Genomic DNA, 20,097 nt, shown 5'->3' with positions numbered 1-20,097 from the left:
CCGACCGCGTCTTTCGCTCATGTGCCGCAAGGACGCAACGTTCCCCGCGGTCGGCCGCGTCTAGGACGGCGGAACCACTTCCCGACCTGCCCCTGGAAGGCTGCCAATCATGAAGTTCATCCTCAACATCCTCTGGCTGGTCCTCAGCGGCTTCTGGTTGGCGCTCGGCTACGTCGCCGCGGGCGTGATCTGCTGCATCCTGATCGTCACGATCCCGTTCGGCATCGCCTCGTTCCGGATCGCCGGCTACGCCCTGTGGCCCTTCGGCCGGACCACCGTCGAGCGCCGCGACGCCGGCGCCGGCTCGACGATCGGCAACATCATCTGGATCGTCTTCGCGGGCTGGTGGCTGGCCCTGGGCCACATCGTCACCGGCATCGCCCAGTGCGTGACGATCATCGGCATCCCGTTCGGCATCGCCAACTTCAAGATGATCCCGCTCTCCCTGCTGCCGCTGGGCCGCGAGATCGTCCCCACCGACCAGCCGTTCGCCACCCGCTGACCGTTCCGTCCGCGACGGCCCGCGCCCGCGCGGCCGAGGCCAACTCCCGCGTTCCGGAACGCCGATGGGGCGGCGCGCTCCCGTGTCGCGCCGCCCCACCGGCTTCCTGCGTGCCGCACGCCCCTTTCGGGGACGCTCAGCGGTAGTTGACGAACTGGACCGCGAAGTCCAGGTCCTTGCCGCGCAGCAGCTGCTGAACGGCCTGCAGGTCGTCCCGGCTCTTGGAGGTGACCCGCAGCTCGTCGCCCTGCACCTGCGCCTTGACGCCCTTCGGCCCCTCGTCGCGGATGATCTTGGCGACCTTCTTCGCGTTGTCCTGCGAGATCCCCTCCTGCATCGAGGCGGAGATCCGGTACTCCTTGCCCGACGCCTGCGGTTCGCCGGCCTCCAGCGCCTTGAGCGAGATCCCGCGCTTGACCAGCTTGGACTGGAAGATGTCCAGGACGGCCTTCACCCGCTCCTCGGCGTTGGCCCGCATCTCGATCTTCTCGCCCGACCACTGGATCGACGCGTCCACGCCCTTGAAGTCGTAGCGCTGCGAGATCTCCTTGGCGGCCTGGTTGAGGGCGTTGTCGACCTCCTGCCGCTCGACCTTCGAGACGATGTCGAAACTGGAGTCGGCCATTGTGGGTTGGCTCCTCGTACGTAGATCCATCAGAGGTGCGGCCCTTCCCGGACCGCCTGCCAAGCCTAGCCACCCGGCCAAGATCCAGCGCTCCCGAATCGAGTGGCAAACCACCCCCTGTCATCGGGTATGGTTTACGACGTTGCCACGGAGCACCGCCCCACAGCGGGAATCCGGACGACACAACCCGGCGGTGTGCCCGAGCGGCCAAAGGGAGCAGACTGTAAATCTGCCGGCTTCGCCTTCCCAGGTTCGAATCCTGGCGCCGCCACAGCCAAGAAGGACCCCTGAATCGTAGAAATGCGGTTCAGGGGTCTTTCGTTGTGCCGCCTTTCGGGTGGTGTCCCGGCCCGGATCCGGGCCGGGGGATTCTCTGCGTGTCGGCGTGCCTCACGGCGCCCGGGGCGTGTCCTCGTCGGCCGGCGGTGCGGCGTCCAGCAGCCCGGTGACCAGCGCGCGCAGCATCCCGGCCACCCGCTCGGTCTCGCCGCGCTCCAGCAGTCGCAGGACGCGCTCGTTCTGCAGTGCCCCGATGAGGAAGTCCGACAGGAGTCCGGCGTCCAGATCGGGGCGCTGCGCGGCGAGCAGCGCGCTGACGTGGTCGTGCCAGAAGGCGTGGAACGGGTGCTCGCCCTGCGGTTCGCCGTCCTCGGCGGCGGGGCGCTGGGCGGTCGTGCTGGCGTGGCAGAGCGCGGCCAGCAGCCCCTTGTTGCGGGCGACCATCTCGACGACGCCGTCCAGGAAGGCCAGCAGTCGTTCACGGGGGGCGGCGCCCGGCCCCAGCGGCGGCGGGCCGTCGGTGACCGCTTCGCGCAGCGCCACCGCCCGCTCCTCCATCAGGGCCTGCATCAGGCCCATGCGGCTGCCGAAGCGGTGGAAGACCGTGCCCTTGCCGACCCCGGCCGCGGCGGCGACCTGCTCCATCGAGATCTTCTCCGGTGGGTGGTGCGCGAGGAGGTCCTCGGTCGCCAGCAGGATGGCGCGCCGGTTCCGTACCGCGTCGGCGCGTTCGCGGCGACCTGCTGCCATCGGTCCTCACCCACTCGTCGTACGGCTCCACGGTCCGGCCCGTGCCGGGAGGACATCATTTCGCAAAGCAAGTGGACCGACGGTCCAGTAACGGCTACGGTCGTCGCTACATAAACTGACCGCCAGTCCAGTTAACTTGGTCGCGCCGGTCCGGGCTGACCCACCGCTGCGTTCGTCGACCACCGAGGAGAGCTGGAATGCGACGCGTTCGCTACTACGAGTACGGCGGCCCCGACGTCCTGACGATCGAGGAGGCCGAGGTCCCCGCCCCGGGCCCCGGCGAGGTGCTCCTCCGGACCGAGGCGATCGGGGCCAACTTCGTCGACACCAAGCTGCGGCGCGGGCCGGCCGCCGGACCGCTCTTCCAGCGCCCCTTGCCCGGCAAGCTCACCGGCGACGTGGTCGGCACCGTCGAGGCCGCCGGCCCCGGTGCCGACCGCGGGCTGATCGGGCAGCGGGTCGCGGCGCTCGGCGAGGACGCCTTCGCCGAGCACGTCGTCGCCGACGCCCAGTGGCTCGCCCCGGTACCCGACGGGGCGGACCTCGGCGTGGCCAGCATGCTCCCCATGGGCGCCCCGGTCGCCCTACGGGTGCTGCGCACCGGCCGGCTCGCCGCGGGGGAGACCGTCCTGGTGCACTCCGCGGCCGGCGGCATCGGCCACCTCGCGGTGCAGCTCGCCAGGTTGCTGGGGGCCGGGAAGGTGATCGCCGCGGTCGGCTCGCCGGCCAAGTTCGACTTCGTCCGGTCCTTCGGCGCCGACGCCGCCGTCGACTACTCGGCCGACGACTGGCCGGAGCGGGTCCGCGAGCTCGCACCCGAGGGCGTGGACCTGGTCCTGGACTCCGTCGGCGGCGGGATCCTGCGGCAGAGCCTGGACCTGCTGGCGCCGTTCGGCCGCGTCGTGGTCTACGGCGCCGCCGGCAACGACCTGCTCGACGTCCCCGTGACCAGCCTCTTCGCCCTGAAGGCGGTCGCCGGGTTCTCCCTGCTGGCCTGGCGCGCGGCCGCCCCGGAGCAGGCCCGCGCGGAGATGGCCGAGCTGGCCGGCCACGCCGTGTCCGGACGGCTGCGGACCGCCGTCCACGCACGGTTCCCGCTCGCCGAGGCGCCCGCCGTGCACCGGCTCATCGAGGAGCGGTCCCACCTCGGCCGGATCCTCGTCCTCCCGTAGCGGCCGGCACGGGCCCCAGCCGGCGCTGGGGCGTCCGCCGCCGCCCCGGCGTCCGGGAAGAGGCACGCGGCCGCCACAGGGCGGCAGACGCGCCCTCAGGGCCGCGAGGGCGCGTCCGCCGCGGGGGGCCTCAGTGCGACGCCGCGTTCCGCACCGCGTCCGCCACCGGCACGTCCCCGCCGATCAGCTCCAGCGTCCGCCCGGCCGTGCCCGGCTCGTCCAGCAGCGCCGCCAGTACGGCCGCCACGTCGTCCCGCGAGACCGCCCCGCGCCCGGTCGCGTCGGCCAGCGTCACCTGGCCGACGCCGGGGTCGTCGGTGAGCCGGCCGGGCCGCAGGATCGTCCAGTCCAGCCCGGCCCGGGCCCGTACGTCGGCGTCCGCGGCGCCCTTCGCCCGCAGATAGGCCGCGAAGACCGGATCGGTGCCCTTCGGGGGCTCCCGGTCCGCGCCCATCGACGAGACGACCACGAAACGCCGTACGCCGGCCGCCTCGGTCGCGTCCGCGAACAGCGTCGCCGCGCCGCGGTCCACCGTGTCCTTGCGCGCGGCGCCGCTGCCCGGCCCGGCTCCCGCCGCGAAGACGGCCGCGTCCGCGCCCTCAAGGTGCCGGGCGACATCGCCCACCGACGCCGACTCCAGGTCGCAGACCACCGGTTCGGCACCCGCGGCCAGCAGATCGCCGGCCTGTTCCGGCCGCCGGACGATCCCCGCGACCTCGTCCCCGCGCGCATGCAGCAACCGCTCCAGCCGCAGCGCGATCTGACCATGTCCACCTGCGATGACAATGCGCATGCTGCCGACCGTACGCCGAACCGCCCCGGCACACCGGAGGACCGGCCGGTGCGGCGCTCAGCGCTGCGACTGGCGGGGCAGTTCCAGCGCCACATCCACCGAGTCGCAGTACTCGCGCACCGCGCTGGTGCGCGCCACCACCCGCCCCCGGTGCACCACGATCCGGCTGTACGCCAACGAGAGCACCCCGGCGATCCGCTCCCCGCGCACCGCCAGCAACTCCGCCGGGAAACCCGCCTCGACCCGCACCTCCGGCAGCCCCAGCGTCGCCCGCGCCGCCGAACTCACCGTCTCGTAGGCCGCCTCCGGCGTGGCCTCCCCCAGAGAGGCCAGCAGGTACGCGGCCTCCAACGGGTCCCCCCGCCCCACCGGGTTCGCCGCGTCCCGCAGCGCCCCACTGCCCGCCGCCACCCGCACCCCGGCCGCCCGCAGCAGCCGCACCGGTGCAGGCCGCGACACCCGGGTGCCGTTCCGCTCCAGGCCGGTGCAGTCGCCCTGCGGCAGGCAGACCACGGTGACGTCGGCGGCCGCCAACTGCTCCGCGACCCGGGCCGCCACGCTCCGCGGCATCCGCGCCATCCCGGCGCACGGCCCGATCGCCACCCCGGGCCGCAGCCCACCGCACATCGCCGCGAACCGGGCCAGCCGCGCCGGATCGTCACCGTCGGTGTGCAGGTCCACCGGGCAGCCGTGTTCGCCGGCCACCTCCAGGACGGTCTCCACGTAGCCGGCCGGGTCGGGGTCCAGGTCCGGACAGCCGCCGATGACCGTGGCGCCCATCTTGACCGCGTCCCGCAGCATCGCCACCCCGTTCGCGCCGGCCGCCCCGGTCAGCACCCGCGGCACCGCCACCGCCGCCAGATCCGCCAGCCCGCGCAGTGCCCGCCGGGCCTGGAGCACCGACTCCAGCGCCCGCAGCCCCTGGACGCCGCCGATCCGGACATGGCTCCGGGAGGCGGTGGCGCCGTGCCCGAGCTGGAGCAGCGCCGCCTCGGTCGTGCGGCGCTGGACGTCCTCGGCGGAGTCGGAGGCGGGCCCGTCGGCGTCCGCCGTCAGGGCGGTGTCGCAGTGCGCGTGGGGTTCGGCGGGGGCCGGGAGCAGCAGGTAGCCGGCGAGGTCCACCCGGGCTCCCTGCGGGGCGAGGCTGCCGGCCGTGCCGACCGCCTCGATGCGCCCGCCGCCGAGCCGGACGTCCACGGTGCGGCCGTCGGCGAGCCGGGCGCCGCACAGGACCAGTGCGCCGGATTCCGGCCGGGCGTACCGACCGGCACCCCCGGGCTTCCCCGGCTGCGGCGAACTGCTGTCGGACATCGCGCTCCTCGAAGCCACGGCGTGCAAGATCACGCGGGGTGGATCCGAGCCTAGGGCGCGGCCCGGAGCACATGGTGCAGGCGCGAAATAGTCGTACCGGTGTGGTGCGGGGGGCCGTTGGGACGCGACGCGGATACGGATTTCACGTTTGGCGGCGGGCCGTGTAATGTCTTCATCGCTCGCCCCAATAGCTCAGTCGGCAGAGCGTCTCCATGGTAAGGAGAAGGTCTACGGTTCGATTCCGTATTGGGGCTCTGATGTGTGGGGGACCTCGTCTTCGGACGAGGAACTCTCGCATCACAGCGGTGTAGCTCAGTCGGTAGAGCAAGCGGCTCATAATCGCTGTGTCACCGGTTCAAGTCCGGTCACCGCTACTTACAGTAGCCGATTGTGGGGTCGGTCCTCCGGTCGGCTACTCTTGTATGCGTTCAAATCGACTATCCGTCCGTCAAGGAGCACTCACGTGGCTGCCACCGACGTCCGCCCGAAGATCACGCTGGCCTGCGTGGAGTGCAAGGAGCGGAACTACATCACCAAGAAGAACCGGCGTAATGACCCGGACCGCCTGGAGATGAAGAAGCACTGCCCGCGCTGCAACGCGCACACCGCGCACCGCGAGACGCGATAACTCAGGCTCGTCTGTGAGGCCGTCCCCATTCCCTGGGGGCGGCCTCGCGGCTTTAGCACCATCAGTACAGGGAGGTTGCGAGCCCATGGCGCTCGACCAGTCATTCGTCGGACGCACGTACCCGCCCACTGACCCGTACGAGGTCGGCCGGGAAAAGATCCGCGAATTCGCCGAGGCGATCGGTGACACCAACCCCGCCTACACCGACACCGAAGCCGCCAAGGCGCTCGGTCACTCCGATGTGATCGCGCCGCCGACTTTTGTGTTTGCCATCACATTCAAGGCCGCAGGAATGGTCGTCGCCGACCCGCAACTCGGTCTGGACTACAGCCGGGTGGTGCACGGCGACCAGAAATTCGCCTACCGGCGGCCGGTGCGCGCCGGTGACCGGCTGACCGTGACCTCCACCATCGAGGCGATCAGGTCCATGGCCGGCAACGAAGTCATCGACATCCGGGGCGAGGTGCACGACGAGGCCGGCGAGCACGTTGTGACGGCAATCACGAAACTCGTCGCCCGACGTGCTGAGGAGGCCTGAGATGACCGCGAAGATTTCCTACGACGACGTCGAGGTCGGCGCCGAACTCCCCGCGCAGGCCTTCCCCGTGACCCGCGCCACACTCGTGCAGTACGCGGGTGCCTCCGGGGACTTCAACCCGATCCACTGGAACGAGAAGTTCGCCAAGGAGGTCGGACTGCCGGACGTCATCGCGCACGGCATGTTCACCATGGCCTCGGCCGTCCGGGTGGTCACGGACTGGGTCGGTGACCCGGGTGCCGTCGCCGAGTACGGCGTGCGCTTCACCAAGCCCGTCGTCGTGCCCAACGACGAGGCCGGCGCGCTGATCGAGGTCAGCGGCACGGTCGCGGCCAAGCTCGACGACGAGGAGCGGACCGTCCGGGTCGACCTCACCGCCAAGAGCGCCGACCAGAAGGTGCTGGGCATGTCCCGCGCCGTGGTCCGGCTCGCCTGAGGCAGCCGCGCGGGGCGGCCGGCCCGGTACCGCCGGACCGCCCCCGTACCCTTGGCCGGGTGCAGGAACGCCACGTAGAGAACAACGCCCCCCTCGCCCCGCTGACCACCTTCCGGCTCGGCGGCCCCGCGACCCGGCTCGTCACGGCCACCACCGACGACGAGGTGATCGCGGCCGTCCGTGCGGCGGACGACGCCGGCACCCCGCTGCTGGTCATCGGCGGCGGCAGCAACCTCGTCATCGGCGACAAGGGCTTCGAAGGCACGGCCCTGCGCATCGCCACCCGCGGCTTCACCCTCGACGGCACCGCCCTGGAACTCGCCGCGGGCGAGAACTGGTCCGACGCCGTCGCCCGCACCGTCGAGGCCGGACTGGCCGGCGTCGAGTGCCTGGCCGGCATCCCCGGCTCGGCCGGCGCCACCCCGATCCAGAACGTCGGCGCCTACGGCCAGGACGTCTCCGAGACCCTCACCGAGGTCGTCGCCTACGACCGCCGGACCGGCGAGACGGTCACCCTCTCCAGCGCGGAGTGCGGTTTCTCGTACCGCCACAGCCGTTTCAAGGAGCACCCCGAGCGGTTCGTCGTGCTGCGGGTCCGGTTCGCCCTGGAGGACGCCGACGGGCTCTCCGCGCCCCTGCGGTACGACCAGACGGCCCGCGCCCTCGGGGTCGGCACCGGGGACCGGGTGCCGCTCACCGTCGCCCGCAAGACCGTCCTGGCGCTTCGGGCGAGCAAGGGCATGGTGCTGGACGCCGACGACCACGACACCTGGTCGGCCGGTTCCTTCTTCACCAATCCCGTCCTGACCGAGGCCGAGCACGCCGATTTCGTCCGGCGGGTCCACGACCGCCTCGGCCCCGACACCGCACCACCCGCCTTCCCGGACGGCGACGGACGGGTGAAGACCTCCGCCGCCTGGCTCATCGACCGGGCCGGCTTCACCAAGGGCTACGGCAGCGGCCCGGCCCGGATCTCCACCAAGCACACCCTGGCCCTCACCAACCGCGGCCAGGCCACCACCGAGGACCTGCTCGCCCTGGCCCGCGAGGTCCGCGACGGCGTCCGCGACGCCTTCGGGGTCACCCTCGTCAACGAACCGGTGACGGTCGGCGTCAGCCTGTAGGGGCCGGGCCGCCCCGGGTCCGCTACGGCACCGGGGCGGCCAGCCAGGCGTCGATGTCCGCCAGCATCGCCCGCTGCACCTCCTGGGGCGCGCGGGAGGCCCGTACGGACTGCCGGGCCAGCTCGGCCAACTCGGTGTCGGTGAAGGCGTGCGCGGTGCGCGCGATCTCGTACTGGGCGGCCAGCCGCGCGCCGAACAGCAGGGGGTCGTCGGCGCCCAGCGCCATCGGGACGCCGGCCTCGTAGAACGTCCGCAACGGCACGTCCTCCGGCTTCCCGTAGACGCCCAGCGCCACATTGGACGTCGGGCACACCTCGCAGGTCACCCCGCGGGACGCCAGCCGGCGCAGCAGCACCGGGTCCTCCGCGGCCCGCACCCCGTGCCCGATCCGCGCGGCGTGCAGATCGTCCAGGCAGTCCCGGACGCTCGCCGGCCCGGACAACTCGCCGCCGTGCGGCGCCGACAGCAGGCCGCCGTCCCGGGCGATGGCGAAGGCCCGGTCGAAGTCCCGGGCGAAACCCCGGCGTTCGTCGTTGGAGAGCCCGAAGCCGACCACCCCGCGGTCGGCGTAGCGCACCGCCAGCCGGGCCAGCGTGCGGGCGTCCAGCGGGTGCTTCATCCGGTTCGCGGCGACCAGGACGCGGATGCCCAGCCCGGTGTCCCGGGCGGCCCGGTCCACCGCGTCCAGGATGATCTCCAGGGCCGGGATCAGCCCGCCCAGCCGCGGTGCGTACGAGGTCGGGTCGACCTGGATCTCCAGCCAGCGGGAGCCGTCCCGGACGTCCTCCTCCGCGGCCTCCCGCACCAGTCGCTGGATGTCCTCGGGCGACCGCAGGCAGGACCGGGCGATGTCGTAGAGCCGCTGGAAACGGAACCAACCGCGCTCGTCGGTGGCGCTGAGCCGGGGCGGTTTCCCGCTCGTGAGCGCGTCCGGCAGGTGGACGCCGTACTTGTCGGCGAGGTCCAGCAGCGTCGCCGGCCGCATCGAGCCGGTGAAGTGCAGGTGCAGGTGGGCCTTCGGCAGTTGACGCAGATCACGAACACGCTCCATCCGCAGATACTGCCGCACCCGCCCGCCGCGGGCATAGGCCCCGCCCCGAACGGAGGGGCCACCAAAAAAGCGTGCGGGGCCGGACAACGGTCCGACCCCGCACGCCGAATGGCCGCCTGCGCAGGCTGCGCCGCCTACGCCGCCACGCCGACTACTTGGCCTCCGCCAGCAGCTTCTGGATCCGGGAGACGCCCTCGACCAGGTCCTCGTCGCCCAGCGCGTACGAAAGCCGCAGGTAGCCGGGGGTACCGAAGGCCTCACCCGGGACGACGGCGACCTCTGCCTCCTCCAGGATCAGCTCGGCCAGCTCGACGCTGGACTGCGGGCGCTTGCCGCGGATCTCCTTGCCCAGCAGCCCCTTGACCGACGGGTACGCGTAGAACGCGCCCTCCGGCTCCGGGCACAGCACGCCGTCGATCTCGTTGAGCATCCGCACGATGGTCTTGCGGCGCCGGTCGAAGGCCACCTTCATCTCCTCGACGGCCGTCAGGTCGCCGCTGACCGCCGCGATGGCCGCGGCCTGCGCCACGTTGGAGACGTTGGAGGTGGCGTGCGACTGGAGGTTGGTGGCCGCCTTGATGACGTCCTTGGGGCCGATCGCCCAGCCGACCCGCCAGCCGGTCATCGCGTACGTCTTCGCCACGCCGTTGACGACGATGCACTTGTCGCGCAGCTCCGGTACCACGACCGGCAGCGACGAGAACTCCGCGTCGCCGTAGACCAGGTGCTCGTAGATCTCGTCGGTCAGCACCCACAGGCCGTGCTCGGCGGCCCAGCGGCCGATGGCCTCGACCTGCTCGCGGGGGTAGACCGCACCGGTCGGGTTCGACGGGGAGACGAACAGCAGCACCTTGGTGTGCTCGGTGCGGGCCGCCTCCAGCTGCTCCACGGTCACCCGGTAGCCGGTGGTCTCGTCGGCGACCACGTCGACCGGCACGCCGCCCGCGAGCCGGATCGACTCGGGGTAGGTGGTCCAGTACGGCGCCGGGACGATGACCTCGTCACCCGGGTCCAGGATGGCCGCGAAGGCCTCGTAGATGGCCTGCTTGCCACCGTTGGTGACCAGGACGTTCGCGGCCTCGATCTCGTAGCCGGAGTCGCGCAGCGTCTTCGCGACGATCGCGGACTTCAGCTCGGGGAGGCCGCCCGCGGGGGTGTAGCGGTGGAACTTCGGGTTGCGGCAGGCCTCGACCGCCGCCTCGACGATGTAGCCGGGCGTGGGGAAGTCGGGCTCGCCGGCGCCGAAGCCGATCACCGGGCGCCCGGCGGCCTTGAGGGCCTTGGCCTTGGCGTCGACGGCGAGGGTGGCGGACTCGGAGATCGAACCGACGCGGACGGAGACCCGGCGGTCGGCGGGGGACGATGCAGAGGGAGTGGCAGCGCTCATAGGGGCATCGTCGCAGACCGCGGTCGGCCCCGTTGCACGGGTTTGCGGGGTGGTACGGGAGGTTCCTGTTCGACGCCCGGCCCTGAACCACGTACACTCGCTGACCGTTGGCTCCCACCGGGTCACCGTGGCGCACGCTGCACGACAAAGTGCAGTCGTCCGGATGCGGTAGGTTGGGGGAACCACAAAGGGTCGTAGCTCAATTGGTAGAGCACTGGTCTCCAAAACCAGCGGTTGGGGGTTCAAGTCCCTCCGGCCCTGCTACACGCACTTTCATCACCAAGTGCGTGCACGCGTACGTACGAAATGCACCGCCGTGCGGCCGGGCCGGACGCGGCACGGCCACGACCCGGATTCAGGTGAGGACGAGTGACGGACGCCCTGGGCTCCATCGACATGCCTGAGCGTGGTCGTTCTGAGGACGACACCACGGAGTCCCAGAAGAAGCCCCGCCGCGGCGGCAAGCGCGGCAAGAAGGGGCCCTTCGCGCGGCTCGCGCTCTTCTACCGTCAGGTCATTGCGGAACTCCGCAAGGTCGTCTGGCCGTCGCGCGGCCAGCTGTCGTCGTACACCACCGTGGTGATCGTCTTCGTGGCCGTCATCATCGGTCTCGTAACCGTGATTGACTTGGGAATCAACCGAGTCGTCGGGTACGTCTTCGGCTGATCCCGCGGAGGGTGCCTCTGCGGGCGGCCCTTCGCACGTTCAACCCCTTGAAGCAAGGAAGAAGCAGCCACGTGTCTGACCCGAACCTGAACGACGCCGCCAAGCCCGTCGCGGCTGCAGAGGCCGAGGTTGACGAGGCCGTCTCGGCCGAGGTCGAGGGGGACGCTGCGGCCATCGCTGACGAGGAGGCCGCCGCGGAGATCGTCGCGGGCGCCGACGACGTCGACGAGCTGGACGCCGAGGACGCCGACGCCGGCGAGCCCGCCGAGGCGGCCGCCGTGCACGTCGAGGACGAGGAGGTCTCCGAGGATGCCGAGGAGCAGGAGCCGGTCGACCCGGTGGCCGCCCTCCGTGACGAGCTGCGCGGGCTCCCCGGCGAGTGGTACGTCATCCACACCTACGCGGGCTACGAGAACCGCGTGAAGACCAACCTCGAGCAGCGCGCCGTCTCGCTGAACGTCGAGGACTACATCTTCCAGGCCGAGGTGCCGCAGGAAGAGGTAGTGCAGATCAAGAACGGTGACCGCCGTACGGTTCGCCAGAACAAGCTCCCGGGCTACGTCCTGGTGCGCATGGACCTGACGAACGAGTCCTGGGGCGTCGTCCGCAACACCCCCGGTGTCACCGGCTTCGTCGGCAACGCCTACGACCCGTACCCGCTGACCCTGGACGAGATCGTCAAGATGCTCGCGCCGGAGGCGGAGGAGAAGGCGGCCAAGGAGGCCGCCGCGGCCGAGGGCAGGCCGGCGCCGTCCCGCAAGGTCGAGGTCCAGGTCCTGGACTTCGAGGTGGGCGACTCCGTCACCGTCACCGACGGTCCGTTCGCGACGCTGCAGGCCACGATCAACGAGATCAACGCCGACTCGAAGAAGGTCAAGGGTCTGGTGGAGATCTTCGGTCGCGAGACCCCGGTCGAGCTGAGCTTCGACCAGATCCAGAAGAACTAGGTTCTTCCGGACCTCCAGCCACCGACCAGGTCAGACCGGCGCAGAGCCGGTCTGACCTGCGCGGTTTTTGGCCGCACGACAGTACCCGTTATCGTGGTGCGGTATGCCTCCATCCGGATGACCGGATTGCGAGGCGAACCACCTCTCACTAGGACCCGGAGAGAGCATGCCTCCCAAGAAGAAGAAGGTCACGGGGCTTATCAAGCTCCAGATCCAGGCCGGTGCCGCGAACCCGGCTCCGCCGGTCGGCCCCGCGCTGGGTCAGCACGGCGTCAACATCATGGAGTTCTGCAAGGCCTACAACGCCGCGACCGAGTCGCAGCGTGGCATGGTCGTGCCGGTGGAGATCACGGTCTACGAAGACCGTTCCTTCACCTTCGTCACCAAGACCCCGCCGGCCGCGAAGCTCATCCTGAAGGCTGCGGGCGTGGAGAAGGGCTCCGGCGAGCCGCACAAGACCAAGGTCGCCAAGATCACCGAGGCGCAGGTCCGCGAGATCGCCACCACCAAGATGCCCGACCTGAACGCCAACGACCTGGACGCCGCGTCGAAGATCATCGCCGGCACCGCCCGTTCCATGGGCATCACGGTCGAGGGCTGAACCTCAGCCCCCTAGGCACCTCCGTGGAAGGACCAGGCGCTGGTCCGTACCACGACTCCACCCCACTGCATCAGGAGCAGAAGTGAAGCGCAGCAAGTCTCTTCGCAACGCGGACGCGAAGATCGACCGGGAGCGTCTGTACGCCCCGCTCGAGGCCGTCCGTCTCGCCAAGGACACCACGTCCGCCAAGTTCGACGCGACCGTCGAGGTCGCCATGCGTCTGGGTGTCGACCCGCGCAAGGCCGACCAGATGGTCCGTGGCACCGTGAACCTCCCGCACGGCACTGGTAAGACCGCCCGGGTCCTGGTCTTCGCGACCGGTGACCGTGCTGCGGCCGCGGAAGCCGCCGGCGCCGACATCGTCGGCTCGGACGAACTGATCGACGAGGTCTCCAAGGGCCGTCTGGACTTCGACGCCGTCGTCGCCACCCCGGACCTCATGGGCAAGGTCGGCCGCCTCGGCCGCGTGCTCGGTCCGCGTGGTCTGATGCCGAACCCGAAGACCGGCACCGTCACCCCGGATGTCGCCAAGGCTGTCACGGACATCAAGGGCGGCAAGATCGAGTTCCGCGTCGACAAGCACTCCAACCTCCACTTCATCATCGGCAAGGTGTCCTTCGACGACGCCAAGCTGGTGGAGAACTACGCCGCGGCGCTGGAGGAGATCACCCGTCTGAAGCCGTCCGCCGCCAAGGGCCGGTACATCAAGAAGGCGACGATCACCACCACGATGGGCCCCAGCATCCCGCTGGACTCCAACCGCACCCGCAACCTCCTCGTCGAGGACGAGGCCGTCTGATCTCGCCGATCGATGCCTCGTAGCGCGTGACGCGTTACCGTCAGGCCCCGCCCTCCGTACGGAGGGCGGGGCCTGACGCATGTGCTGTCAGTGGGCTGCACTACAGTCGCCTCCGAGGTCCAAATGGAGATCTAAAGGGGGAGCCTCAGTGCGTACCACGCGTATCGCCGCCGCCGTTGCGGCGGGAGTTGTCATGATGGCCGGTCTGACCGCCTGTAACAGCGGTGGCGACAAGAGCAACGGCACCGGCGGTGGCAGCTCCGGCGGAGGCAGCAACGACGCGGCAGGGGCGAAGTCTCCGCTGGAGGCCGCTCTGGCCTCGCTGAAGACGGCCTCGCAGCAGACGAACGGCAAGAGCTCCGCCAAGGTCGAGGGCACCACCAAGAACGGTGCGGTGACCCAGACCATGAAGGGCGCGATGGACTGGTCGTCCGGCATGCACATGTCCGTCGACATCACCCAGGCCGGTGGTCCGATGGGCGGCTCCGGCAAGCCCATGAAGGCGCTGTACACGCCGGACGCGATGTACATGAACATGGGCATGCCCCTGGGCGGCAAGAACTGGATCAAGTACGACTACGACGTCATGGCCAAGAAGCTGGGCCCGGCCGGTGCCCTGATGAAGGACATGATGAACAACAACAACCCGGGCCGGTCGGTGGACCTGCTGGTCGCCTCGGGCAAGGTCAAGGAAGTCGGCAAGGAAGACGTCCGCGGCGTCCAGGCGACCCACTACAACGGCACGCTCTCGGTGAGCGAGCTGACCCGCATGCAGACGAAGAACGTCAGCGAGGCGGACCTCAAGGCCCTGGAGCAGCAGCTGAAGAACACGGGCGCCACGACCGAGACCATCGACCTGTGGGTCAGCTCGGACAACCTGCTGGTCAAGAAGCGCGAGCAGATGGACAGCAAGAAGTCGCCGTACGACTCGACGGTCTACTACTCGGACTACGGCACCAAGGTCTCGGTGACGCCGCCGCCGGCGAGCGACACCACCGAGTACAAGTGAGTCCGCTGAGTTAGCGGTCCACTGGTGAGCGGGGGCCCGGGGCGCGTTCCCGGTGCCCCCGCTCAGCCGATTTGCTCTGGCCCAGCCCGTTCCCGTACGGTGTCCCGGAAGCCAAAGACCGCTGGTTGTCTCTGCGCGTCCGGTCCTGGACGTGTGGTGGCCGAAGGATCCGCTAGCTGCGGACGGCCTGCGCAGGTTATGTGGAGAGACTCCCGGGCAGTTTTCTGTTCGGTCGAGTAACGCCCCGTGCCCTGCGCCGGGGCGTTTGTTTTGCCCAGCCCCTTCTGCGCGGTCCTCATCACCCGGAAGGAGGCCGAGGCTCATGGCGAGGCCCGACAAGGTCGCAGCCGTCGAGGAGATTGCGGACGAGTTCCGTAACTCCAACGCAGCTGTTGTGACCGCGTACACCGGACTTACCGTTGCGCAGCTCAAGCAGCTGCGCCGTTCGCTCGGTGACAACGCTCAGTACCGTGTGGTGAAGAACACGCTGACCAAGATCGCGGCCCAGGAGGCCGGGATCACTGTGCTGGACGAGCACCTCAGTGGCTCGACGGCCGTCGTCTTCGTGACCGGTGACCCGGTCGAGGCGGCGAAGGGTCTTCGTGACTTCGCCAAGGAGAACCAGAACCTCGTCATCAAGGGCGGTGTCCTTGACGGCAAGGCGCTCTCCGCCGACGAGATCAAGAAGCTTGCGGACCTCGAGTCCCGCGAGGTTCTGCTCAGCAAGCTGGCCGGTGCCTTCAAGGCGAAGCAGTCCCAGGCTGCCTCCGTCTTCCAGGCGCTGCCGTCGAAGCTCGTCCGCACCGTGGACGCGCTGCGCGCCAAGCAGGCTGAGCAGGGCGGTGCCGAGTAACTCGGCTCGCGTCATGATCCGCGCCGTCCCGGCGCGGGTTACAGCGGGCCGCACGCCCGCCGAAATGTACATCCGGCACCAGCCGATTTAGTGGAAGGACCGCCATCATGGCGAAGCTCACCCAGGACGAGCTGCTCGAGCAGTTCGAAGGCATGACCCTCATCGAGCTCTCCGAGTTCGTGAAGGCCTTCGAGGAGAAGTTCGACGTCACCGCCGCCGCTGCCGCGCCGGTCGTCGTCGCCGGTGCCGCTGGTGGCGCCGCTGCCGAGGTCGAGGAGGAGAAGGACGAGTTCGACGTCATCCTCACCGGTGCCGGCGACAAGAAGATCCAGGTCATCAAGGTCGTGCGCGAGCTGACCTCCCTCGGCCTGAAGGAGGCCAAGGACCTGGTCGACGGCACCCCGAAGCCGGTCCTGGAGAAGGTCGCCAAGGACGCCGCGGAGAAGGCCGCCGAGGCCCTCAAGGGCGCCGGTGCCTCCGTCGAGGTCAAGTGACCTTGGTGAGTCTCTGACTCCCGTCCGCTGCCTCTGAGGCTGTAACGCGGACACCGCGAAGGGCGATCACCCATACGGGTGGTCGCCCTTCCGTGTACCCGCCCCGGCTGCACTGCCCATCGCCGGAGTGCGAGTATGGTGATCTTCGTTGTCCGGACGCACCTCCATGTGACGATCTCCCAGAGGCGGGGGGCCTTGACGAACCGGACGCGGCGCGCAATTCTCGGGACGCGACGCAGAAGCGGTCCAGGGTTCGAGGCATGGATCGCCGACGAAGAGGGAAGCATCGGTGTGCGCCACTGGCGCAGGGCTTTCGGCAGGCGCAGGGCATTGGGCGTAGAGAAGAACAACGAGGCGCTCCTCCGTTGCGGAGGGCATCACCTCCCGGAGGGAGAAGATCGGCACACGGTGCGGTACCGGTCTCCGGAAACTCGCTCTGGACATCAGTGGGCCATGTGGCTACACTGACCCTTTGCGCTGCCTGTTAGCTGCTCCCTGCCCGTCACCAGGGGCATACCCGAGCCCGAGCAAAGCTGATTGACCCGCCCTGACCTGGGCTTATCCACCGCTTTGCTGGATTCGGGACCGGTACGCGCGTAGTGAGTCCGAGCCCTCGGAAGGACCCCCTCTTGGCCGCCTCGCGCAACGCCTCGACTGCCAATACGAACAACGGCGACAGCACCGCCCCGCTGCGCATCTCTTTTGCGAAGATCAAGGAGCCCCTCGGGGTTCCGAACCTCCTTGCGCTGCAGACCGAAAGCTTCGACTGGCTGCTCGGCAATGCCGCATGGAAGGGTCGCGTCGAGGCTGCGCTGGAGAGTGGGCAGGAAGTTCCCACCAAGTCCGGTCTGGAAGAGATCTTCGAAGAGATCTCCCCGATCGAGGACTTCTCCGGGTCGATGTCGCTGACGTTCCGCGACCACCGCTTCGAGCCTCCGAAGAACTCCATCGACGAGTGCAAGGAGCGCGACTTCACGTTCGCGGCTCCGCTGTTCGTCACCGCGGAGTTCACCAACAACGAGACCGGCGAGATCAAGTCCCAGACGGTCTTCATGGGCGACTTCCCGCTCATGACCAACAAGGGCACCTTCGTCATCAACGGCACCGAGCGTGTCGTGGTGTCGCAGCTGGTCCGCTCGCCGGGTGTGTACTTCGACAGTTCGATCGACAAGACGTCCGACAAGGACATCTTCTCCGCCAAGATCATCCCGTCCCGGGGTGCCTGGCTGGAGATGGAGATCGACAAGCGCGACATGGTCGGTGTGCGCATCGACCGCAAGCGCAAGCAGTCCGTGACCGTCCTGCTCAAGGCGCTCGGTTGGACGACCGAGCAGATCCTGGAGGAGTTCGGCGAGTACGAGTCGATGCGCGCCACCTTGGAGAAGGACCACACCCAGGGCCAGGACGACGCGCTGCTCGACATCTACCGCAAGCTGCGTCCGGGCGAGCCGCCGACCCGCGAGGCCGCGCAGACGCTGCTGGAGAACCTCTACTTCAACCCCAAGCGCTACGACCTCGCGAAGGTCGGCCGCTACAAGGTCAACAAGAAGCTCGGCGGCGACGAGCCGCTGGACGCCGGTGTGCTGACCACCGATGACGTCATCGCCACGATCAAGTACCTGGTCAAGCTGCACGCCGGCGAGACCGAGACGATCGGCGAGAACGGCAACAGCATCGTTGTCGAGACCGACGACATCGACCACTTCGGCAACCGCCGCCTGCGCAACGTCGGCGAGCTGATCCAGAACCAGGTCCGTACGGGTCTCGCCCGTATGGAGCGCGTCGTGCGCGAGCGCATGACCACCCAGGACGTCGAGGCGATCACGCCGCAGACCCTGATCAACATCCGGCCGGTCGTCGCCTCCATCAAGGAGTTCTTCGGCACCAGCCAGCTGTCCCAGTTCATGGACCAGACCAACCCGCTGTCGGGTCTGACCCACAAGCGCCGTCTGTCGGCGCTGGGCCCGGGTGGTCTCTCCCGTGAGCGGGCCGGTCTGGACGTCCGTGACGTGCACCCGTCGCACTACGGCCGCATGTGCCCGATCGAGACGCCCGAAGGCCCGAACATCGGTCTGATCGGTTCGCTCGCGTCCTACGGCCGGGTGAACGTCTTCGGCTTCATCGAGACGCCGTACCGCAAGGTCGTCGACGGTCAGGTCACGGAGGAGGTGGACTACCTCACCGCTGATGAGGAAGACCGCTACCTGATCGCCCAGGCGAACGCGAAGCTCTCCGACGACCTGCGGTTCGCCGAGAACCGTGTGCTGGTCCGTCGCCGTGGCGGCGAGGTCGACCTCGTCCCCGCCGACGAGGTGCACTACATGGACGTCTCGCCGCGCCAGATGGTGTCGGCCGCGACCGCCATGATCCCGTTCCTCGAGCACGACGACGCCAACCGCGCGCTCATGGGATCGAACATGATGCGCCAGGCCGTTCCGCTGATCAAGGCGGAGTCGCCGCTGGTCGGCACCGGCATGGAGTACCGCTGCGCGGTCGACGCCGGCGACGTCATCAAGGCCGAGAAGAACGGTGTGGTCCAGGAGGTCTCCGCGGACTACATCACCGTCGCCAACGACGACGGCACGTACACCACGTACCGCGTCGCCAAGTTCACCCGCTCCAACCAGGGCACCTCCTTCAACCAGAAGGTCGTCGTCGACGAGGGCGCGCGGGTCATCGAGGGCCAGGTCCTCGCCGACGGTCCGTCCACGGACGAGGGCGAGATGGCGCTCGGCAAGAACCTGCTCGTGGCGTTCATGCCGTGGGAGGGTCACAACTACGAGGACGCGATCATCCTGTCGCAGCGCCTCGTGCAGGACGACGTCCTCTCCTCGATCCACATCGAGGAGCACGAGGTCGACGCCCGTGACACCAAGCTCGGCCCCGAGGAGATCACCCGGGACATCCCGAACGTCTCCGAGGAGGTCCTCTCCGATCTCGACGAGCGCGGCATCATCCGTATCGGTGCCGAGGTCGTCGCCGGCGACATCCTCGTCGGCAAGGTCACGCCCAAGGGCGAGACCGAGCTGACCCCCGAGGAGCGCCTGCTCCGCGCGATCTTCGGTGAGAAGGCGCGCGAGGTCCGTGACACCTCGCTGAAGGTGCCGCACGGCGAGATCGGCAAGGTCATCGGCGTCCGCGTCTTCGACCGCGAGGAGGGCGACGAGCTGCCCCCGGGCGTGAACCAGCTGGTTCGCGTCTACGTCGCGCAGAAGCGCAAGATCACCGATGGTGACAAGCTCGCCGGCCGTCACGGCAACAAGGGCGTCATCTCGAAGATCCTGCCGGTCGAGGACATGCCGTTCATGGAGGACGGCACCCCGGTCGACATCATCCTCAACCCGCTGGGTGTCCCGTCCCGAATGAACCCGGGACAGGTCCTGGAGATCCACCTCGGCTGGCTCGCCAGCCAGGGCTGGGACGTCTCCAGCCTCGGTGAGGAGTGGGCCCAGCGCCTGCAGTCCATCGGCGCCGACCAGGTCGACCCGCGCACCAACGTCGCGACCCCGGTCTTCGACGGCGCCCGTGAGGACGAGCTGGCCGGTCTGCTGGAGAACACCCGCCCCAACCGCGACGGCGACCGCATGGTCCTCCCGTCCGGCAAGGCGCGGATGTTCGACGGCCGTTCCGGTGAGCCGTTCCCGGACCCGATCTCCGTCGGGTACATGTACATCCTCAAGCTCCACCACCTGGTCGACGACAAGCTGCACGCCCGGTCGACCGGCCCGTACTCGATGATCACCCAGCAGCCGCTGGGCGGTAAGGCTCAGTTCGGTGGCCAGCGCTTCGGTGAGATGGAGGTGTGGGCGCTGGAGGCTTACGGCGCCGCGTACGCCCTCCAGGAGCTGCTGACGATCAAGTCCGACGACGTCACCGGCCGCGTGAAGGTCTACGAGGCCATCGTCAAGGGCGAGAACATCCCCGAGCCCGGCATCCCCGAGTCCTTCAAGGTGCTCATCAAGGAGATGCAGTCCCTGTGCCTCAACGTGGAGGTGCTGTCCTCGGACGGCATGTCCATCGAGATGCGCGACACCGACGAGGACGTCTTCCGCGCTGCGGAGGAGCTCGGCATCGACCTGTCCCGGCGCGAGCCGAGCAGCGTCGAAGAGGTCTGACGGGAGTTCGGCCGGGG

General features: G+C 69.4%; 20 protein-coding genes and 4 tRNA genes. 18 read left to right on the top strand and 6 right to left on the bottom strand.

Annotation, left to right across the window (positions count from 1 at the left end; genetic code table 11):
• Positions 1-109 precede the first annotated feature (109 nt).
• Complete coding sequence (locus tag CG747_RS27080) at positions 110-502, top strand: YccF domain-containing protein (RefSeq protein ID WP_100604447.1); 393 nt, start codon at positions 110-112, stop codon at positions 500-502.
• A gap of 136 nt (positions 503-638) precedes the next feature.
• On the opposite strand, the gene CG747_RS27075 is transcribed toward CG747_RS27080, so the two are convergent.
• On the bottom strand, positions 639-1,127 hold the full coding sequence (locus CG747_RS27075; protein ID WP_100604446.1) for a YajQ family cyclic di-GMP-binding protein: 489 nt from the start codon (positions 1,125-1,127) through the stop codon (positions 639-641).
• Positions 1,128-1,316: 189 nt separating this feature from the next.
• Here CG747_RS27075 and CG747_RS27070 point away from each other — a divergent pair.
• A tRNA-Tyr gene (locus tag CG747_RS27070) sits at positions 1,317-1,398 on the top strand.
• Positions 1,399-1,517: 119 nt separating this feature from the next.
• On the opposite strand, the gene CG747_RS27065 is transcribed toward CG747_RS27070, so the two are convergent.
• Complete coding sequence (locus CG747_RS27065) at positions 1,518-2,156, bottom strand: TetR/AcrR family transcriptional regulator (protein ID WP_100604445.1); 639 nt, start codon at positions 2,154-2,156, stop codon at positions 1,518-1,520.
• Positions 2,157-2,353: 197 nt separating this feature from the next.
• Between CG747_RS27065 and CG747_RS27060 the strand changes: the two genes are divergently transcribed.
• Positions 2,354-3,328: a zinc-binding dehydrogenase gene (locus CG747_RS27060; protein WP_100604444.1), complete on the top strand. Its 975-nt coding sequence runs from the start codon at positions 2,354-2,356 to the stop codon at positions 3,326-3,328.
• A 130-nt stretch (positions 3,329-3,458) separates the two neighbouring features.
• Here the strand turns inward: CG747_RS27060 and CG747_RS27055 are convergent, their stop codons facing one another.
• Both CG747_RS27055 and CG747_RS27050 read right to left on the bottom strand, forming a co-directional pair.
• Positions 3,459-4,121 carry an NAD(P)H-binding protein gene (locus tag CG747_RS27055; protein ID WP_100604443.1) on the bottom strand — a complete coding sequence of 221 codons (663 nt, stop codon included), beginning with the start codon at positions 4,119-4,121 and terminating at the stop codon, positions 3,459-3,461.
• A gap of 57 nt (positions 4,122-4,178) precedes the next feature.
• A complete protein-coding gene (locus tag CG747_RS27050; protein ID WP_100604442.1) occupies positions 4,179-5,432 on the bottom strand; it encodes an amidohydrolase family protein in 1,254 nt (417 codons plus the stop codon).
• A gap of 181 nt (positions 5,433-5,613) precedes the next feature.
• On the opposite strand from CG747_RS27050, the gene CG747_RS27045 reads away from it, so the two are divergent.
• The 6 genes from CG747_RS27045 (at position 5,614) to CG747_RS27020 (ending at position 8,158) form a co-directional block, all read left to right on the top strand.
• A tRNA-Thr gene (locus CG747_RS27045) sits at positions 5,614-5,686 on the top strand.
• Between the two features lie 47 nt (positions 5,687-5,733).
• Positions 5,734-5,806 (top strand) — tRNA-Met (locus CG747_RS27040).
• An 89-nt stretch (positions 5,807-5,895) separates the two neighbouring features.
• The gene (gene rpmG / locus CG747_RS27035; protein WP_004571794.1) at positions 5,896-6,060 is read left to right on the top strand and encodes a 50S ribosomal protein L33; all 165 of its coding nucleotides are present in this window, start codon (positions 5,896-5,898) and stop codon (positions 6,058-6,060) included.
• A gap of 85 nt (positions 6,061-6,145) precedes the next feature.
• Positions 6,146-6,598, top strand: a complete 453-nt coding sequence (locus CG747_RS27030) for a MaoC family dehydratase N-terminal domain-containing protein (protein ID WP_100604440.1) — start codon at positions 6,146-6,148, stop codon at positions 6,596-6,598.
• Position 6,599: 1 nt separating this feature from the next.
• A complete protein-coding gene (locus CG747_RS27025) occupies positions 6,600-7,034 on the top strand; it encodes a MaoC family dehydratase (RefSeq protein WP_100604439.1) in 435 nt (144 codons plus the stop codon).
• A gap of 59 nt (positions 7,035-7,093) precedes the next feature.
• The gene (locus CG747_RS27020) at positions 7,094-8,158 is read left to right on the top strand and encodes a UDP-N-acetylmuramate dehydrogenase (RefSeq protein ID WP_100604438.1); all 1,065 of its coding nucleotides are present in this window, start codon (positions 7,094-7,096) and stop codon (positions 8,156-8,158) included.
• Positions 8,159-8,180: 22 nt separating this feature from the next.
• Here the strand turns inward: CG747_RS27020 and CG747_RS27015 are convergent, their stop codons facing one another.
• Together CG747_RS27015 and CG747_RS27010 are read right to left on the bottom strand one after the other, a co-directional pair.
• A complete protein-coding gene (locus CG747_RS27015) occupies positions 8,181-9,209 on the bottom strand; it encodes an adenosine deaminase (protein ID WP_100604437.1) in 1,029 nt (342 codons plus the stop codon).
• A gap of 151 nt (positions 9,210-9,360) precedes the next feature.
• Positions 9,361-10,596, bottom strand: a complete 1,236-nt coding sequence (locus CG747_RS27010; RefSeq protein ID WP_100604436.1) for a pyridoxal phosphate-dependent aminotransferase — start codon at positions 10,594-10,596, stop codon at positions 9,361-9,363.
• 188 nt (positions 10,597-10,784) lie between these two features.
• Between CG747_RS27010 and CG747_RS27005 the strand changes: the two genes are divergently transcribed.
• From CG747_RS27005 to rpoB, 9 genes are all read left to right on the top strand, one after another.
• A tRNA-Trp gene (locus CG747_RS27005) sits at positions 10,785-10,857 on the top strand.
• Between the two features lie 108 nt (positions 10,858-10,965).
• Complete coding sequence (secE, locus tag CG747_RS27000) at positions 10,966-11,262, top strand: preprotein translocase subunit SecE (RefSeq protein WP_100604435.1); 297 nt, start codon at positions 10,966-10,968, stop codon at positions 11,260-11,262.
• Positions 11,263-11,333: 71 nt separating this feature from the next.
• Positions 11,334-12,209, top strand: coding sequence for a transcription termination/antitermination protein NusG (nusG, locus tag CG747_RS26995; protein ID WP_100604434.1), 876 nt, complete (start codon positions 11,334-11,336; stop codon positions 12,207-12,209).
• Between the two features lie 166 nt (positions 12,210-12,375).
• Positions 12,376-12,810 (top strand): 50S ribosomal protein L11, encoded by a 435-nt coding sequence (rplK, locus tag CG747_RS26990; RefSeq protein WP_016571043.1) that lies wholly within the window; start codon positions 12,376-12,378, stop codon positions 12,808-12,810.
• A gap of 82 nt (positions 12,811-12,892) precedes the next feature.
• Complete coding sequence (rplA, locus tag CG747_RS26985; RefSeq protein ID WP_100604433.1) at positions 12,893-13,609, top strand: 50S ribosomal protein L1; 717 nt, start codon at positions 12,893-12,895, stop codon at positions 13,607-13,609.
• 193 nt (positions 13,610-13,802) lie between these two features.
• Positions 13,803-14,618 carry a hypothetical protein gene (locus tag CG747_RS26980; RefSeq protein ID WP_100604432.1) on the top strand — a complete coding sequence of 272 codons (816 nt, stop codon included), beginning with the start codon at positions 13,803-13,805 and terminating at the stop codon, positions 14,616-14,618.
• Positions 14,619-14,940: 322 nt separating this feature from the next.
• The gene (rplJ, locus tag CG747_RS26975; protein WP_100604431.1) at positions 14,941-15,471 is read left to right on the top strand and encodes a 50S ribosomal protein L10; all 531 of its coding nucleotides are present in this window, start codon (positions 14,941-14,943) and stop codon (positions 15,469-15,471) included.
• A gap of 107 nt (positions 15,472-15,578) precedes the next feature.
• Positions 15,579-15,965 (top strand): 50S ribosomal protein L7/L12, encoded by a 387-nt coding sequence (gene rplL, locus CG747_RS26970; protein WP_100604430.1) that lies wholly within the window; start codon positions 15,579-15,581, stop codon positions 15,963-15,965.
• A 629-nt stretch (positions 15,966-16,594) separates the two neighbouring features.
• Entirely contained in the window at positions 16,595-20,080 is a 3,486-nt protein-coding gene (rpoB, locus tag CG747_RS26960) for a DNA-directed RNA polymerase subunit beta (RefSeq protein ID WP_100604429.1), read from the top strand.
• Positions 20,081-20,097 lie beyond the last annotated feature (17 nt).

Origin of the sequence: Streptomyces sp. CB02959 (genome assembly GCF_002803155.1) — a bacterium.
Lineage (GTDB): Bacteria > Actinomycetota > Actinomycetes > Streptomycetales > Streptomycetaceae > Streptomyces.
The sequence above is the reverse complement of the archived record's forward strand: the minus strand, read 5'-3'. Positions and strand labels throughout refer to the sequence as shown.